Origin of the sequence: Rathayibacter sp. AY1B7 (assembly GCF_002932735.1) — a bacterium.
GTDB lineage: Bacteria > Actinomycetota > Actinomycetes > Actinomycetales > Microbacteriaceae > Rathayibacter.
In genome coordinates this window covers 1-15,147 of the sequence record NZ_PSWK01000020.1, presented here as the reverse complement: position 1 = coordinate 15,147, position 15,147 = coordinate 1, and the positions used below count along the sequence as shown (strand labels likewise).

Below are 15,147 nucleotides of genomic sequence, written 5' to 3'. Positions count from 1 at the left end.
GCAGGAGGAGGCTCAGGAGAGGCGCTCGCCCGACTCCGCGTCGAAGATGTGCACGCGGTGGTTCGCGGTCACGTACACGCGGTCGCCCGCGGTCGGGTGCACGCGGCCGTCGACGCGCGCGACGATGTCGGTGCGGCGGCCCTCGACCTCGGTGTGGCCGTAGAGGTAGCCGTCCGAGCCGAGCTCCTCGATGAGGTCGACCTCGATTGGCAGTCCGCCGGGCTGGGTCGAGACGGTGACGTCCTCGGGTCGCACGCCGAGCGTGACGACCTTCTGGCTCGTCTTCGCGAGCGCCTCGCGGGCGATCGGGAGGACGGTGTCGCCGAACTTGACGCCGCCGTCGGTGACGTCCGCGTGGAACAGGTTCATCGCGGGCGAGCCGATGAAGCCGGCCACGAAGACGTTGTTCGGGTTCTCGTACAGGTCGCGGGGCGAGCCGACCTGCTGGAGGAGGCCGTCCTTGAGGACCGCGATGCGGTCGCCCATGGTGAGCGCCTCGGTCTGGTCGTGGGTGACGTAGACCGTGGTGATGCCCAGGCGGCGCTGCAGCGTGCCGATCTGGGTGCGGGTGGACACGCGGAGCTTGGCGTCGAGGTTCGACAGCGGCTCGTCCATGAGGAAGACCTGGGGCTTGCGGACGATGGCGCGGCCCATCGCGACGCGCTGGCGCTGGCCACCGGAGAGCGCCTTCGGCTTGCGGTTCAGGTAGGGCTCGAGATCGAGCATCTTCGCGGCCTCGAGGACCCGCGCGGCGCGCTCGTCCTTGTTGACGCCGGCGATCTTGAGCGCGAAGCCCATGTTCTCGGCGACCGACATGTGCGGGTACAGCGCGTAGTTCTGGAAGACCATCGCGATGTCGCGGTCCTTCGGCGGAACGTCCGTGACGTTGCGGTCGCCGATGAGGATGCGGCCCTCGTTGACCTCTTCGAGGCCGGCGAGCATGCGGAGGGAGGTGGACTTGCCGCAGCCGGAGGGGCCGACGAGGACGAGGAACTCGCCGTCGCCCACCTCGAGGTTGAGCTTGTCGACGGAGGCGCGAGTGGCCCCGGGGTAGACGCGGGACGCGTGGTCGAAAGTTACGGACGCCATTGTTCTTGCTCCTTCACCGGCAGGTACGTGCCGGACGATCCGAGTGAATGGAAGTGATGGTCATCATCGCGTGGGCGACTCCGACCAACCGTCACAGTATGCCACGGGGCCGACAGTCGTCGGTCGGGCACCGCGTATCCGTCGTTTGGAGGTTTCCCAGGGCTCGCGCGTAGGATTCCGGCGAGTCGCGCCCGGCGACCCCCTTCTTCCCCCTCTCTCATTCGGAGCGTTCTTGTCATGACCACCGGCGGAGCCAACGACCGTCTCTCGAAGAACCAGCGACGAGAGGCCGCCCGAGAGAAGGCGCGCCGCCTGCGCGAGCAGCAGAAGCGCCGCGACCGCGTGAGCCGCTTCGCCCTGCAGGGCGGGCTCGCCGCCGTCGTGATCGCGGTCGTCGTGATCGTGGTCTTCGCCGTCACCTCGAGCATCCGCCCCGCGGGCCCGGGCCCGGCGAACATGGCGAGCGACGGTGTCGTCATCGGCGAGAACATGGTCGCGCAGACGAGCGGTGCCGTCGCCGCCGACGGGACGCCCACCCCCAGCGCGCTCGACACCTCGGCCGGCACGGTCGACATCCGGGTCTACCTCGACTACCTCTGCCCCTACTGCGGCCAGTTCGAGAAGACCAACGGCGACCAGATCAAGGAGTGGGTGACCAGCGGTGCCGCGACGGTCGAGATCCACCCGATCGCCATCCTCACGACCCGCTCGAACGGCACCAAGTACTCGGAGCGCTCGGCCAACGCCGCCGCGTGCGTCGCGGACCGCTCGCCCGACTCGTTCTTCGACTTCAACTCCCTGCTGTTCGCCAACCAGCCGGCGGAGGGGACAGACGGACTCTCGGACGACCAGTTGAAGGACTACGCCTCGCAGGCGGGCGTCGAGGACACGGCGGCCGTGAACACCTGCATCGACGACCAGAGCTTCGTGAGCTGGGTCCGCGCCGCGACTGAGCGCGCCACATCGGGTCCGCTGCGCGGCACGGACGTGCCCGCTGTCACGGGCACCCCGACCGTCCTGGTCAACGGCGAGGCGTACTCGGGCTCGCTGACCGACCCGGACGCCTTCAGCTCCTTCGTGCTCTCGGCCGCCGCCGACTCCTACTCGTCGGCGACTCCCGCGCCCACCTCCTCCGAGACCCCGGCGCCGAGCGACACGCCCGCCTCGACCGAGACGCCCGCGTCGACCGAGACCCCGGCTCCCGGCGACGCCCCGGTCTCCACCGACGCCCCGGTCTCCACCGAGGCTCCGGCCTCCTCCGAGCCCACTCCGGCCGCCGCGGGCTGAGCCCCGGACGCGCAGGAGCCCCGCGCATGCAGAAGGCCCCGACCGCACACAGCGGTCGGGGCCTTCTGCTCTCCTGAGCCGACGACGGGACTTGAACCCGTAACCGCCCGATTACAAGTCGGGTGCGCTACCAATTGCGCCACGTCGGCAGGTGCGCTCGCGCGCCCGGCCACCCTATCGCGGGCCCCGGATCCGCCCGGATCGGGGCCCGCCGCGTCTCACGGCTCGAGGATGCTGAGGTGCCGCTCGGCGGGAGCGGGACGCTTGGGGCCGCCGATCTTCCCGTCGGGACGGCCGACGTAGAGCCAGCCGAGCAGCTCCTCGCCCTTCTCGAGGCGATGCGCCTTCCGCACGGCCTTGTCGCGCGTGTAGGAGCCGGTGCGCCAGAAGACGCCCCAGCCCGCCTCGTCGAGCAGCAGGCTCAGGAGGTGGGCGACACCCGAGGCGACGGCCTCCTGCTCCCAGGCCGGCACCTTCGACTTCTTGACGCTGACCACGACGGCCAGCAGCAGGGAGGCGCGGTGCGTCTTCTCGATGTACTTCCGCGGGTCCTTCTTCGCCCCCGAGGCGACCGCGAAGCTGCGGCCGACCCGGTCGCGGGCGGCGCCGCGGATCTCGATGACCCGCCACGGGCGCAGCGAGCTGTGATCGGCGAGACGCGACGCCGCCGAGACGAACGCCGCGATCTCGTCGTGCCCCGGAGCCTCCGGCGTCACCTTCGAGCGCGATCGGCGCGCGAGGACGGCCTCGAGCACGGGGGAGGAGGACACGGTCACTCGCCCTCGGCCTGGAAGTTCAGGGCGATCGAGTTCATGCAGTAGCGGTCGCCGGTGGGCGTGCCGAAGCCGTCGGGGAAGACGTGTCCCAGGTGGGATCCGCAGTTCGCGCAACGGACCTCGGTGCGGACCATGCCGAGGGTGCTGTCCTCGATCAGCTGGACCGCGTCCGGGTTCACGGACTCGTAGAAGCTCGGCCAGCCGCAGCCGGAGTCGAACTTGGTGCCGCTCTTGAAGAGCTCGGCGTTGCAGGCGGCACAGGTGTAGAGGCCGGAGCGGTGCTCGTCGAGCAGCTCGCCGGTCCACGGGCGCTCGGTGGCCGCTTCGCGCAGGACCGCGTACTGGTCGCGGTCGAGCTCCTCGCGCCACTCGGCGTCGGACTTGTTCACGGAATACGACGACATGGGTCTCCCTCGGAATCCTCGTCAGTGTACGGGGGCGGTCGCGCCCCTCCACCTGGTCCAACCCCCGGGGCGACGGCTCCATTCCGCCTCCGCGGGCTGTGGAGGAGACTCCCCGCCTCCATGCCGCGACACGGTCACGAGGTGTTCGGAGCGCCTCCCCGGCGGCGGCCGTGGGCCTGCCTACCCTGGGGGGATGAGCAGGACGACGGACCCGAGGCCGGGCACCGGTCTGTCCGAGCGCGAGCTGCGGGTGCTCGCCTTCGAGCGCGAGTGGACGGCCCGCTCCGGGGACAAGGACGACGCCATCCGCTCCCAGTTCGGACTGTCGGCCGCCCGCTATTATCAGGTGCTCAGCGCGGTGCTCGCCTCTCCGGCTGCCCTCGGGCACGACCCGATGCTCGTCACGCGGCTGCAGCGCATCCGCGACCAGCGCGCCGGCGCCCGCGCCTCGCGACGCCTCGGGCGCCTCGAGTAGACGAGCTGCTCGAGTCCACCAACGGAAGGCCGGCCGTACCCCCGATGTCGAACACGCACCCGAGAGACCGCTTCGACGAGGTCCCGGCGACGGAGGCGCGCGTCGGCGCCCACCGCCGGCCGCCGGCCCCTCACGCCCGCGCCGTCGCCCTCGCCTGGGCCGCGCTCGCCACCGGAGTCATCGTCCTGCTCGGCTTCATCGGGCTGCTGGTCATCGACGACCGGGTGCAGTTCACAGACGTGTTCACTCCGCCCACCGCGACCGCGGAGGCGACTCCGACCGCTGCCGCGACGCTCGATCCCGAGCTCGCCGTCGCCATCCTCAACGGCACCGCCACCGTCGGACTCGCCGCCAGCGCCGGCGACGCCCTGACGACGGCCGGCTGGAGCGTCCCGACCGTCGCGAACGCGAACACCGAGGACATCGCCGCCACGACCGTCTACTTCACCGACCCGGCGCTCGAGGGAGCGGCCCTCGGTCTCGTCGACTCGCTCGGAACGGGGACCGTCCTGCTCTCGCAGGACTTCGTCGAGACGGGCTCCGTCGTCGTGGTCCTGGGGGCCGATTACGCGTCCGAGCAGGGCTGATCGGGGCCCTCTGTTACGGGCACGTTTCCTCCGTGTTGAATCCCGGGCAACTCTTCCCCGCGAGGCCCTCTCCCGCCCCTCCCGGGGCCGATAGCCGGATTAGTATTCCTGACCAGGCACCAGCACATCGCTCGTGCCGCGGGCATCACAGCACTGGGGAGTACAGAGATGGCGAACGGAACCGTCAAGTGGTTCAACGCTGAGAAGGGCTACGGCTTCATCACGGTCGACGGCGGCGGACAGGACGTCTTCGTCCACTACTCCGCGATCGACATGTCGGGGTACAAGGTCCTCGAGGAGGGGCAGCAGGTCGCGTTCGAGGTCGGCACGGGGTCGAAGGGCCCCCAGGCCGAATCGGTCCGCCCGGCCTGACCGCCGAGCCTCCCGGGAGCCGTCGTCCGCCTCGTGCGGGCGGCGGCTCCTTCGTGTCGGAGCGCGTGCCGGTCGCTTGCACTCGTCCACCGCGAGTGCCAGAATCGACCTTGGCACTCGCTCCGGTCGAGTGCCAGCACAGACATTTCACGACGTCCGGGAGGGACGAGAAACACACATGGCCAAGATCATTGCTTTTGACGAAGAAGCCCGCCGCGGCCTCGAGCGTGGACTCAACACTCTGGCCGACGCGGTCAAGGTGACCCTCGGCCCGCGCGGCCGCAACGTCGTCCTCGAGAAGAAGTGGGGCGCTCCCACCATCACGAACGACGGCGTCTCCATCGCCAAGGAGATCGAGCTCGACGAGCCGTACGAGAAGATCGGCGCCGAGCTCGTCAAGGAGGTCGCCAAGAAGACCGACGACGTCGCCGGCGACGGAACCACCACCGCGACCGTCCTCGCTCAGGCGCTCGTCCGCGAGGGCCTGCGCAACGTCGCGGCCGGCGCCGACCCGATCAGCCTCAAGAAGGGCATCGAGAAGGCCGTCAAGGCCGTCACCGCCGAGCTCATCGCCGGCGCGAAGGCGATCGAGACCAAGGAGGAGATCGCGGCGACCGCCTCCATCTCCGCCGCGGACCCCGAGATCGGCGCGATCATCGCCGAGGCGATCGACAAGGTCGGCAAGGAGGGAGTCGTCACCGTCGAGGAGTCGAACACCTTCGGCACCGAGCTCGAGCTCACCGAGGGCATGCGCTTCGACAAGGGCTACCTGTCGCAGTACTTCGTGACCGACCCCGACCGCCAGGAGGCGGTGTTCGAGGACCCCTACATCCTCATCGTCAACTCCAAGGTCTCGAACATCAAGGACCTGCTCCCGGTCGTCGACAAGGTGATCCAGGCGGGCAAGCAGCTGCTGATCATCGCCGAGGACGTCGACGGCGAGGCGCTGGCGACCCTGGTCGTCAACAAGATCCGCGGCATCTTCAAGTCGGTCGCCGTCAAGGCCCCCGGCTTCGGCGACCGTCGCAAGGCGCAGCTCCAGGACATCGCGATCCTCACCGGCGGCCAGGTCATCTCCGAGGAGGTCGGCCTCAAGCTCGAGAACGTCACCCTCGACCTGCTCGGCTCGGCCCGCAAGGTCGTCATCACCAAGGACGAGACCACGATCGTCGAGGGTGCCGGCGACGCCGAGGCCATCGCCGGCCGCGTCGCGCAGATCCGCGGCGAGATCGAGAACACCGACAGCGACTACGACCGCGAGAAGCTCCAGGAGCGCCTCGCGAAGCTCGCCGGCGGCGTCGCGGTCATCAAGGCCGGAGCGGCGACCGAGGTCGAGCTCAAGGAGCGCAAGCACCGCATCGAGGACGCCGTCCGCAACGCGAAGGCCGCCGTCGAGGAGGGCATCGTCGCCGGTGGTGGCGTCGCCCTCATCCAGGCCGGCAAGCTCGCCTTCGAGAAGCTCGAGCTCGTCGGAGACGAGGCGACCGGCGCGAACATCGTCAAGGTCGCCATCGACGCTCCGCTCAAGCAGATCGCCCTCAACGCGGGCATGGAGCCCGGCGTCGTCGCTGCGAAGGTCCGCGAGCTGCCCACCGGACACGGCCTCAACGCCGCGACCGGCGAGTACGTCGACCTCATCGCCGCGGGCATCATCGACCCGGTCAAGGTCACGCGCTCCGCTCTGCAGAACGCGGCGTCGATCGCCGGTCTCTTCCTCACCACGGAGGCCGTCGTCGCCGACAAGCCCGAGAAGAACCCGGTCGCCGCGGGCGGCGACCCCACCGGAGGCATGGACTTCTAGTCCGTCCCCCCACCACGCAGAAGGCGGTTCCCCTCCGGGGGGGCCGCCTTCGGCGTTTCCGGAGGCATCTGAGCGAGCAGCAGGCGACCGGACCGGCAGGTGGTTCTGAATCCGCTCCGCGACCACAACGGCGGTCCTCCTGCGGTGGCACAGCCCTCCGCGCCGCCTCGGTCTCCTCAGCGGACACCGGCACCAGAAGCGCGTGGGGTGCGCCGGTGCGGGTCGCGACGTACGGGGTCAGGGCGGAGATGTCTTCGGCCGAACGGATGCGGACGGCGATGCCGCAGGATCCGGTGACGCGGCATCCGTCGAGCGTCGGGTCTCATCTCCAGCGGTCTGGGCGGGCTCGCCGCCCGTTGGTCCCCAAGAGGAGAGAGTGAGCCGTGCGCGGCCGTGCGGGCCGGGTCGGCGAGGTCACGGTCGCTCGAGCGGATCGATCTGTGCCGCTCGCGGACGTCGACGGGAGAGCTCGGACCGAAGGGGCCCCCGAGGAAGGACGGACCGCGGTGCAGATCAGACCGAGGCGGGGGAGGTCTCGCCGTTCTGGCCGACCGTCAAGAGCGGCAGCGCGACGCGGAAGGTCGCGCCTCCGCCCGGCGTCTCGACGACGTCCACGCGGCCCTTGTGTGCGGCGACGATCGAGGACACGATCGCCAGCCCGAGGCCGCTGCCGCCGGTCTCGCGGGTCCGCGAGGTGTCCGCGCGCCAGAAGCGCTGGAAGATCTTCTCGCGGATCTGCGGCGGGATGCCCTCGCCGTGATCGATGACCTCCAGGAGTGCGAGGCGGCGGGAGCGGTCGACGGCGACGCCGATCTCGATCGGAGTGTCCTCGGGCGTGTAGCGGACGGCGTTGCCGATCAGGTTCGTCAGGACCTGGCGAATCTTGTTCTCCTCCGCCATCACCATCGCCGGCACGCCCGGCTCCTCGGGGGCGGTGGCGGTGCCGGCGGCGATCTCCTCGGCGTTGACCCGTCGCGGACGCCGGCGGAATCGGGCGAGCCTCGCTCCTGCAGCGGCGATCGGGCCGGTGAGCCCGGGGTTCGTCAGCTCCATGGTCTGCGTGGCGGAGGCGCCGGCCTCGTCGGGCTCGAGCGCGGGCGTCTCCACGGGGGTGTCGTCGCGGGTCTCGACGCCGAAGTCGCGGTCGGGCCAGGAGGCTATCGCGTCCATCGCGGCGTCGCGGGCGAGCGGCATCAGATCGACGGGCGCGAGTGCGAGAGGCTTCGTCTCGTCGAGGCGGGCGAGCTCGAGGAGGTCCTCGACCAGGCCGCCCATCCGGATCGCCTCCTTCTCGATGCGCTCCATCGCCTGGCCGACGGCCTCGGGCGTCTGCAGAGCGCCCATCCGGTACAGCTCGGCGTAGCCGCGGACCGAGACCAGCGGCGTTCGCAGCTCGTGGCTGGCGTCGCCGACGAAGCGGCGCATCTGGTCGATCGTGCGGGCGCGGTCGCGGAAGGCGGAGTCGATCCGCCCGAGCATCGCGTTCAGGGAGCGGTTGAGGCGTCCGACCTCGGTGTTGGGTGTCGTGCCGTCCAGGCGCTGGCTGAAGTCGCCGTCGGCGATGGCGGCGGCGGTCTGCTCGACCTCGCGCAGCGGGGCGAAGGTGGTGGTGACCAGCAGGCGGGTGAGGAGTGCGCCGATCACGACGATCGCGACTCCGAAGCCGAGGAAGATCGTGAGGTACGTCGTCATGATGACGTCGACGCTGCGGGTCGACACCGCGAGCAGGAGCGTCTGATACTCGGTGCCCCTCGTGAACACCGTCGACATGACGTGGTACTCGACCTTGCCGTTGGAGCTCCAGATCTCCATCGGCTTGTCGCCGCCCTGCAGCGCCTGCTCGAGGGTGAAGGTCTGCGGGAAGGCGGGGTCGGCCGCGCCGGACGCGTTCGTGTTGTCGAGCGTGCCGTACTGGTCGTAGACGGCGCCGAAATCGGCCTTGGACTCGTCGATCGCGGCCAAGTCGTTGACGGAGAGGTCGCTCGCCGTCCGCTGGACCTGGTCGGCCAGCTGTGCGTCGAGCTGGGCGACGAGCTGCGGCTTCAGCATCGTCATCGTCCCGATCCCGGAGACGAGGAGTCCCAGCGTGAGCAGGAGGACCGTGACCGCGGTGATCTTCGTGCGCAACGAGATGGAGTTCCACCGCTCGGCCAGACCCTGGTGCATGGCGGTGGAACTCCCTCGGGATCGGCGGGCGCCGCGCCTCCGGCGGGAGGTGGCGCCGAGGTGGCGGAGGCTAGGCCTTCGCGACCTTCAGCATGTATCCGAATCCTCGCTTGGTCTGGATGAGCGATTCCTCCGAATGCGTGTCGAGCTTACGTCGCAGGTACGAGATGTAGGACTCGACGATGCCCGCATCGCCGTTGAAGTCGTACTCCCAGACGTGGTCGAGGATCTGCGCCTTGCTGAGCACCCGGTTCGGGTTGAGCATCAGGTAGCGGAGCAGCTTGAACTCGGTGGGGCTGAGCTCCACCGGCTCGTCGCCGACGAGGACCTCGTGCGTGTCCTGGTCCATGGTCAGCTCGCCGGCCCGGATGACCGCGTCCTCCTCGGCGTGCATGGTGCGGCGGAGGATCGCCTTGATGCGCGCGACGATCTCGTCGAGGCTGAACGGCTTCGTGACGTAGTCGTCACCGCCGACGGTGAGGCCCGTGATCTTGTCCTCGGTGTCGTCCTTCGCCGTGAGGAAGAGGATGGGGGAGGTGTACCCGGCCGAGCGGAGGCGCTTGGTCACGCCGAACCCGTTCATGTCGGGGAGCATCACGTCGAGGATGATCAGGTCCGGCTCCTCCTCGAGGACCGCCGAGATCGCCTGGGCCCCGTTGCCGACCGCACGCACGGCGAAGCCGGCGAAGCGGAGGCTCGTGGTGAGCAGGTCTCTGATGTTGGGCTCGTCGTCGACGATGAGAATGCGGGGTCCGTCCATGCAGGACAGTATCTGGCCGTCGGCTGTACGGAGTCTGGGAGTCGGTTGTCCGGGCGCTCGGTGCCGGCTCGGCGGCGGGGAACGCCGGCTCGGAGGCGGTGCGGCGGGAGGAGAGCGCGTCCGATCAGGACTGCCCGCGGCGGCGCCGGACCCCCACGATGAGCATCGCGATCATCATGAGGAACGCGATGGGCAGGCCCACCAGCGGCACAGCGAAGACGAACTGCCAGAACGGGCCGGCGTACTCGCGGATCCCGAGCGCGGGGGCGACCAGGATCGCGAGGAACGCGAGGACCGTCACGACGATGATCGCGATGAACATGTAGGCGAGCGTGCGCTCCGCGCGTCCGACGCCCGCCGGCTCCTGTGGCTTCACCCGTCAAGGATAGGGCGGCCCCGGTCGACTAAACTGATGGCTGCTTCATTTCCAGGAGGGGTCTGCATGCCTACCGGCAAGGTCAAGTTCTACGACGAGGAGAAGGGCTTCGGCTTCATCAGCACTGATGACGGCCAGGAGGTCTTCCTGCACGCTTCCGCGCTGCCCTCCGGGACCGCGGTCAAGGCCGGCACCCGCCTCGAGTTCGGCATCGCCGACGGCAAGCGCGGGGCGCAGGCGCTCTCGGCGCGCGTCCTCGATGCCCCGCCGAGCCTGGTGAAGCTCAACCGGAAGTCCGCGGACGACATGTCCGTGATCGTGGAGGACACGGTCAAGCTGCTCGACGGGATCGGCGCGGGGCTCAAGCGCGGCCGCTACCCCGACAAGGCGCACGGGCGCACGATCGCGGCGCTCCTGCGCCGGGTTGCGGACGAGCTGGATGCCTGACGCCGACGGCACGACCGACGAGCAGGGCCCGGTCGAGGAGACCGTCGCCGCTCCGACCACGGAGGACGCTCGCGTGGAGCAGTCCTCGGAGGAGGGCGACTTCAGCGCCGAGCCGGACACGACTCCCGCCGAGGAGGACTCCTCCGCCCAGGACGCGAGCGGAGCCGACGAGGAGATCAACGCTGACGAGGCGGCTCCTGTCGACGAGGCTCCCTCCGGCGAGGGTAAGAGCGACGTCGCCCTCCCGATGACCGGGGCTCTTGGAGACGACTCCGCCTCTGCGGAGGAGACTCTTCCGGCCGACGATGTCGCCGCTGAGGCGAGGGCTCCCGGCGCGGACACGGATTCTGCTGCCGTGCCGGCTCCTGCTGAGGACGCGGCCCTCGCTGACGATGCGGTTCCTGCTGACGACGCGGGAACACCTGAGGACTCGGCTCCTGCTCAGGACACGGTTCCTGCTGACGGCTCGGCTCGTGCTGAGGACGGGACTTCTGCTGGGGCCGCGGCGCTTGCTGAGGACGCGACTTCTGCTGAGGCCGCGGCGCTTGCTGAGGACGCGACTTCTGCTGAGTACTCCGGTCCCGTCATCGCCGAACCATCCGAGGCTGACGACGACGCTTCCACGGGGGAGGCGGACGAGGCCGCCGCAGACGAGGCTCCCGAGCCCGTCTACGAGGCGGACGCCGTGCTTGCCGGGTCTCTCGATGTCGCTCGCGCCGCGCTCGCCGAGATCGCCCCCGAGGGGACGATCGGCGAGCTGGTCACGACTCTGGCGCAGGACGAGCACGTCGTGTCGCTGCAGTTCGCGAACCTCATGCGCGGGTACCCGGGTTGGCTGTGGACGGCGACGCTCTCCCGGATCGACGAGACCGAGGACGTGAACGTCCTGGAGGTCGAGCTGCTGCCGGGCGAGGGCGCGGTCCTCGCTCCGGACTGGGTGCCGTGGTCCGTGCGTCTCGCCGACTACCAGACCGCGCAGGACGCGCTCGGCGAGGAGGTCGAGGACGCGGACGAGCTCGAGGACGCCGAGGAAGACGACCTCGACGACGAGTCGGACGACGACTCCGACGAGGACGAGGACGCGGGCGACGACGACGACTCGGATGACGACGACGACTCGGAGGACGATTCCGACGACGACGACTCGGACGACGAGGACTCGGACGAGGACGACTCCGACGACCCGGACGACGACTCCGACGACGAGGACTCCGACGACGTCGAGCCCGAGCCCGCTCCCGCCCCGACGACCCGTCGCCGTCGACGTCGCCGCTGATCCGGTCCGGCGCCGCCCGATGAGCATCGACTCCGACACCCGCATCGCTTATCCCGACGGCGCCGTGCGCTCCTCCGGGCGCGTGCAGCACGTGGGCCGGCTGGAGGACGGCCGCTGGGCGGTCGTCCTCGATGCGACCTCCGCTCACCCGTCGACCCGACCTGGCCCGACCAGGGGCCCGACCGCGGCGCGCTGGTCGTGGCGGGGGAGCGGCATCCCCTCATCGACTGCCGCATCGGGGCGTGGCAGGGCGGCGAGCTGCACGTCGGCGCGCGGCTCCCGGCGCGGCTCGGCACTCCGGAGTGGAGCTTCGTCGTCGTCCACATCGTCGACGACGCCTCCTCACTCCACGTGGACGACGAGGTCGACGTCGAGGTCGACGCGGAGCACCGGCACGAGCTCTCCCGTGGGCACACCGCCTGCCACCTCGCCTCCCTCGCCCTGAACGCCGCTCTGGCCTCGTTCTGGTCGAAGCCGGCGCGCACCGATGCTCTCGGGAACCCGGACTTCGACCAGGCGGCGATCCAGACCTCGCGGATCCGCGAGTCCGGCTCCACCGACGTCTACCGCCTCGGCAAGTCCCTCCGACGCAGCGGGATGGACACCGCCCGCCTGCTGGCGGAGATCGTCGAGGTGCAGGAGCGGGTGAACGCCCTCCTCGCCGAGTGGATCGCCTCGGACGCGGAGGTGCGCATCGAGCGCGACGACGACCTCCTCAGCACGCGGCGGACATGGCGCTGCACCCTCCCCTCGGGGGACGCCGCGATCGCGTGCGGCGGCACCCACGTCGAGCGCCTCGGCGAGTTCACCGGCCTGCGCGTCCGTCTCGAGCCCGAGGCCGACGGCACCGGACTCCGGATGGAGACCGACGCGGTCTAGCGGCGGTTGCGGCTGTAGAACAGCCCGATCGTGCCGAGGACCAGTCCGATCACGAAGGTCGACAGGACGACCGGCTCGATGACGGCTCCGACGGCCGTCGCCACGAGCACGGCCACGAGCGCGACCGCCCAGACGACGCACCCGACCAGCAGAGCCGTCGCGTCGTCGCTCGCGTAGGGCGGCGGCGCGGGCCGCCGCTCCTCCTCGCGCAGCCACAGCCGCATGGCGTGCCTCAGACCGCCAGGCGCTCGAGGACGTGGTCGATGCAGCCGAGCAGCGAGCGGACGTCGTCCGGCTCGATCGCGACGAACGTCGCCACGCGCAGCTGGTTGCGGCCGAGCTTGCGGTACGGCTCCGTGTCGACGATCCCGTTCGCGCGGAGGATCTTCGCGACGAGAGCGGCATCGACGGAGGCGTCGAAGTCGACGGTCGCGACGACCTGGGAGCGGTGCTCGGGCACCTCGACGAACGGGGTGGCGAGGCTCGAGGCCTCGGCCCAGTCGTAGATCGCGGAGGAGGACTCGGCCGTGCGCGCCGACGCCCAGGCCAGGCCGCCCGCGGCGTTCATCCACTCGAGCTGCGACTCCATCAGCAGGAGGGTCGAGAGGGCCGGAGTGTTCAGCGTCTGGTTCAGGCGCGAGTTGTCGACGGCGTTCTTGAGGCTGAGGAACTCGGGGATGTAGCGGCCGCTCGCCGCGATGCGCTCGATCCGCTCGATCGCGGCGGGGGAGAAGAGGCCGAACCAGAGTCCGCCGTCGGAGGCGAAGTTCTTCTGCGGGGCGAAGTAGTAGACGTCGGCCTCGGCGATGTCGACGTCGATGCCGCCCGCCGCGCTGGTGGCGTCGATGACGGTGAGCGCGCCCTCGTCGCCGCGGACCCGGCGGACCGGGGCCATCACTCCGGTGCTCGTCTCGTTGTGGGGCCACGCGTACACGTCGATCCCCTCGACGATCTCGACCTCGCTTCGGGACCCCGCCGGGGCGGAGACGACGTGGGCCGGCTCGAGGAACGGCGCGGAGGCGGCGGCCGCGAACTTCTGGCCGAACTCGCCGAACGTGAGGTTCTCGGCGCGGCGCTCGATGAGGGAGAAGGCCGCGGCGTCCCAGAAGGCGGTCGAGCCGCCGTTGCCAAGCAGGACCTCGTAGCCCTCGGGGATGCGGAACAGCGTGGCGAGGTGCTCCCGCACGCGCCCGACGAGGTCCTTGACGGGCGCCTGGCGGTGCGAGGTCCCGAGGAGGTGCGCGCCCTGCGTCGCGAGGTGGGCGAGCTGGTCGTGCCGCACCTTGGACGGGCCGCAGCCGAACCGTCCGTCGTGGGGGAGCAGCTCGCGAGGAATGGTGAGGTCCGGCATGCGTTAATACTAGGGTTCCCGGCCCGCACCCCTCCTCCGAGCGACGGAGGCCTGCGTCGCGCCGCAGCGCCGATGCTGCGTCGTGGCGACCACTAGGGTGGACCGCGCCGAGACGGGAAGGCTGAGATGACGGATCTGATCGACACCACCGAGATGTACCTGCGCACCATCCTCGAGCTCGAGGAGGAGAACATCATCCCGCTGCGCGCGCGCATCTCGGAGCGGCTCAGCCACTCCGGGCCGACCGTGTCCCAGACCGTCGGTCGCATGGAGCGCGACGGCCTCGTCGTCGTCTCGGGCGACCGCCACCTCGAGCTCACCTCCGACGGCCGCCGCAAGGCGATCCACGTCATGCGCAAGCACCGCCTCGCCGAGCGGCTCCTCCACGACGTCATCAAGCTCGACTGGGAGTTCGTGCACGAGGAGGCCTGCCGCTGGGAGCACGTGATGAGCGAGCAGGTCGAGCGCCGTCTCCTCGAGATGCTCGACCACCCGACGGAGTCGCCCTACGGCAATCCGATCCCGGGCCTGGACGAGCTCGGCGACACCCCCGCCTCCCGCTTCGCCGACGGCGTCATCAGCCTGCCGCGCTTCGTCGCGGGGTCGAGCGAGCCCCGCCGCGGCGTCGTCCGGCGCCTCGGCGAGCCGGCGCAGGTCGATCCGGAGCTCCTTCTCCAGCTCAAGCAGGCCGGCGTCGTCCCCGGTGCCGAGGGCGAGTTCTCGGCCCTCAACGGCTACGTGCTCGCTCGCATCGACGGCGCCGAGGCGGGCATCGAGCTGCCGAACGAGGTCGCGGCGCACATCTTCCTCGTCGTCTGACCCGCGTCTCCCTGGGAGCGGCCCGTACGGGCCCCTACCGCATCCGGTGACCGGAGGCGAACGGGAGAGCGGTCTCTTCCCGCCGAGAAGGTGACAAATCGGTAACGGTCGCTTACGCTCTGTGGAGCCCTGCGGCCGAGCCTCGGTCCCAGGGCGCGGGATCCGACGCCCCCACACCCGTCTCGGATCCTGTGCACACCGATGCTTCGTGCATGAGACGGGACAGCTGCCTGGGCTGAGGGGACGTCGGAGGATCTCCCCCTTGCCCCAGAACCCCCTCAC

Annotated in this window: 17 protein-coding genes and 1 tRNA gene; 9 read left to right on the top strand and 9 right to left on the bottom strand. The window is 70.3% G+C overall.

Annotated features, from left to right (window positions below; all coding sequences use genetic code 11):
• Positions 1-12 precede the first annotated feature (12 nt).
• Entirely contained in the window at positions 13-1,089 is a 1,077-nt protein-coding gene (locus C5C95_RS11780; RefSeq protein WP_104224593.1) for an ABC transporter ATP-binding protein, read from the bottom strand.
• A gap of 237 nt (positions 1,090-1,326) precedes the next feature.
• Between C5C95_RS11780 and C5C95_RS11775 the strand changes: the two genes are divergently transcribed.
• Positions 1,327-2,376, top strand: coding sequence for a thioredoxin domain-containing protein (locus C5C95_RS11775; RefSeq protein WP_104324492.1), 1,050 nt, complete (start codon positions 1,327-1,329; stop codon positions 2,374-2,376).
• 76 nt (positions 2,377-2,452) lie between these two features.
• Here the strand turns inward: C5C95_RS11775 and C5C95_RS11770 are convergent.
• From C5C95_RS11770 to msrB, 3 genes are all read right to left on the bottom strand, one after another.
• Positions 2,453-2,525, bottom strand: a tRNA-Thr gene (locus C5C95_RS11770).
• Positions 2,526-2,594: 69 nt separating this feature from the next.
• Complete coding sequence (locus C5C95_RS11765) at positions 2,595-3,152, bottom strand: nitroreductase family protein (protein WP_104226480.1); 558 nt, start codon at positions 3,150-3,152, stop codon at positions 2,595-2,597.
• Complete coding sequence (gene msrB / locus C5C95_RS11760; protein WP_104255437.1) at positions 3,149-3,556, bottom strand: peptide-methionine (R)-S-oxide reductase MsrB; 408 nt, start codon at positions 3,554-3,556, stop codon at positions 3,149-3,151. The genes C5C95_RS11765 and msrB overlap by 4 nt, the downstream gene beginning before the upstream one ends.
• Before the next feature lie 193 nt (positions 3,557-3,749).
• On the opposite strand from msrB, the gene C5C95_RS11755 reads away from it, so the two are divergent.
• The 4 genes from C5C95_RS11755 (at position 3,750) to groL (ending at position 6,791) form a co-directional block, all read left to right on the top strand.
• Complete coding sequence (locus C5C95_RS11755) at positions 3,750-4,031, top strand: DUF3263 domain-containing protein (RefSeq protein ID WP_104324491.1); 282 nt, start codon at positions 3,750-3,752, stop codon at positions 4,029-4,031.
• 44 nt (positions 4,032-4,075) lie between these two features.
• Positions 4,076-4,618, top strand: coding sequence for a LytR C-terminal domain-containing protein (locus C5C95_RS11750; protein WP_104266885.1), 543 nt, complete (start codon positions 4,076-4,078; stop codon positions 4,616-4,618).
• 168 nt (positions 4,619-4,786) lie between these two features.
• On the top strand, positions 4,787-4,990 hold the full coding sequence (locus C5C95_RS11745) for a cold-shock protein (protein ID WP_104224599.1): 204 nt from the start codon (positions 4,787-4,789) through the stop codon (positions 4,988-4,990).
• Positions 4,991-5,168: 178 nt separating this feature from the next.
• Positions 5,169-6,791 (top strand): chaperonin GroEL, encoded by a 1,623-nt coding sequence (groL, locus tag C5C95_RS11740; protein WP_104224600.1) that lies wholly within the window; start codon positions 5,169-5,171, stop codon positions 6,789-6,791.
• 513 nt (positions 6,792-7,304) lie between these two features.
• On the opposite strand, the gene C5C95_RS11735 is transcribed toward groL, so the two are convergent.
• From C5C95_RS11735 to C5C95_RS11725, 3 genes are all read right to left on the bottom strand, one after another.
• Complete coding sequence (locus C5C95_RS11735) at positions 7,305-8,957, bottom strand: HAMP domain-containing sensor histidine kinase (protein ID WP_104324490.1); 1,653 nt, start codon at positions 8,955-8,957, stop codon at positions 7,305-7,307.
• A 70-nt stretch (positions 8,958-9,027) separates the two neighbouring features.
• A complete protein-coding gene (locus C5C95_RS11730) occupies positions 9,028-9,717 on the bottom strand; it encodes a response regulator transcription factor (protein ID WP_055787731.1) in 690 nt (229 codons plus the stop codon).
• Positions 9,718-9,841: 124 nt separating this feature from the next.
• On the bottom strand, positions 9,842-10,093 hold the full coding sequence (locus C5C95_RS11725; protein ID WP_258068853.1) for a hypothetical protein: 252 nt from the start codon (positions 10,091-10,093) through the stop codon (positions 9,842-9,844).
• 66 nt (positions 10,094-10,159) lie between these two features.
• Between C5C95_RS11725 and C5C95_RS11720 the strand changes: the two genes are divergently transcribed.
• The 3 genes from C5C95_RS11720 to C5C95_RS11710 all read left to right on the top strand — a co-directional run bounded on the left by C5C95_RS11720 (position 10,160) and on the right by C5C95_RS11710 (position 12,695).
• On the top strand, positions 10,160-10,540 hold the full coding sequence (locus C5C95_RS11720; protein WP_104224602.1) for a cold-shock protein: 381 nt from the start codon (positions 10,160-10,162) through the stop codon (positions 10,538-10,540).
• Entirely contained in the window at positions 10,533-11,816 is a 1,284-nt protein-coding gene (locus C5C95_RS11715; RefSeq protein ID WP_258071960.1) for a DUF3027 domain-containing protein, read from the top strand. Before C5C95_RS11720 ends, C5C95_RS11715 begins: the two co-directional genes overlap by 8 nt.
• Positions 11,817-12,014: 198 nt before the next feature.
• Positions 12,015-12,695 (top strand): metal-dependent hydrolase, encoded by a 681-nt coding sequence (locus C5C95_RS11710; protein ID WP_104324489.1) that lies wholly within the window; start codon positions 12,015-12,017, stop codon positions 12,693-12,695.
• Here the strand turns inward: C5C95_RS11710 and C5C95_RS11705 are convergent.
• Together C5C95_RS11705 and serC are read right to left on the bottom strand one after the other, a co-directional pair.
• Positions 12,692-12,919, bottom strand: a complete 228-nt coding sequence (locus tag C5C95_RS11705; RefSeq protein ID WP_104324488.1) for a DUF2530 domain-containing protein — start codon at positions 12,917-12,919, stop codon at positions 12,692-12,694. The genes C5C95_RS11710 and C5C95_RS11705 overlap by 4 nt on opposite strands.
• An 8-nt stretch (positions 12,920-12,927) precedes the next feature.
• Entirely contained in the window at positions 12,928-14,046 is a 1,119-nt protein-coding gene (gene serC, locus C5C95_RS11700; RefSeq protein ID WP_104324487.1) for a phosphoserine transaminase, read from the bottom strand.
• A gap of 126 nt (positions 14,047-14,172) precedes the next feature.
• Between serC and C5C95_RS11695 the strand changes: the two genes are divergently transcribed.
• Positions 14,173-14,865 carry a metal-dependent transcriptional regulator gene (locus C5C95_RS11695; protein WP_104224606.1) on the top strand — a complete coding sequence of 231 codons (693 nt, stop codon included), beginning with the start codon at positions 14,173-14,175 and terminating at the stop codon, positions 14,863-14,865.
• Positions 14,866-15,147 lie beyond the last annotated feature (282 nt).

Coding starts and splice junctions, on each gene's coding strand:
- C5C95_RS11780 (WP_104224593.1), bottom strand. CDS start 1,089: ATGGCGTCCGTAACTTTCGACCACGCGTCCCGCGTCTACCCCGGGGCC.
- C5C95_RS11775 (WP_104324492.1), top strand. CDS start 1,327: ATGACCACCGGCGGAGCCAACGACCGTCTCTCGAAGAACCAGCGACGA.
- msrB (WP_104255437.1), bottom strand. CDS start 3,556: ATGTCGTCGTATTCCGTGAACAAGTCCGACGCCGAGTGGCGCGAGGAG.
- C5C95_RS11755 (WP_104324491.1), top strand. CDS start 3,750: ATGAGCAGGACGACGGACCCGAGGCCGGGCACCGGTCTGTCCGAGCGC.
- C5C95_RS11750 (WP_104266885.1), top strand. CDS start 4,076: ATGTCGAACACGCACCCGAGAGACCGCTTCGACGAGGTCCCGGCGACG.
- C5C95_RS11745 (WP_104224599.1), top strand. CDS start 4,787: ATGGCGAACGGAACCGTCAAGTGGTTCAACGCTGAGAAGGGCTACGGC.
- groL (WP_104224600.1), top strand. CDS start 5,169: ATGGCCAAGATCATTGCTTTTGACGAAGAAGCCCGCCGCGGCCTCGAG.
- C5C95_RS11735 (WP_104324490.1), bottom strand. CDS start 8,957: ATGCACCAGGGTCTGGCCGAGCGGTGGAACTCCATCTCGTTGCGCACG.
- C5C95_RS11730 (WP_055787731.1), bottom strand. CDS start 9,717: ATGGACGGACCCCGCATTCTCATCGTCGACGACGAGCCCAACATCAGA.
- C5C95_RS11720 (WP_104224602.1), top strand. CDS start 10,160: ATGCCTACCGGCAAGGTCAAGTTCTACGACGAGGAGAAGGGCTTCGGC.
- C5C95_RS11715 (WP_258071960.1), top strand. CDS start 10,533: ATGCCTGACGCCGACGGCACGACCGACGAGCAGGGCCCGGTCGAGGAG.
- C5C95_RS11705 (WP_104324488.1), bottom strand. CDS start 12,919: ATGCGGCTGTGGCTGCGCGAGGAGGAGCGGCGGCCCGCGCCGCCGCCC.
- serC (WP_104324487.1), bottom strand. CDS start 14,046: ATGCCGGACCTCACCATTCCTCGCGAGCTGCTCCCCCACGACGGACGG.
- C5C95_RS11695 (WP_104224606.1), top strand. CDS start 14,173: ATGACGGATCTGATCGACACCACCGAGATGTACCTGCGCACCATCCTC.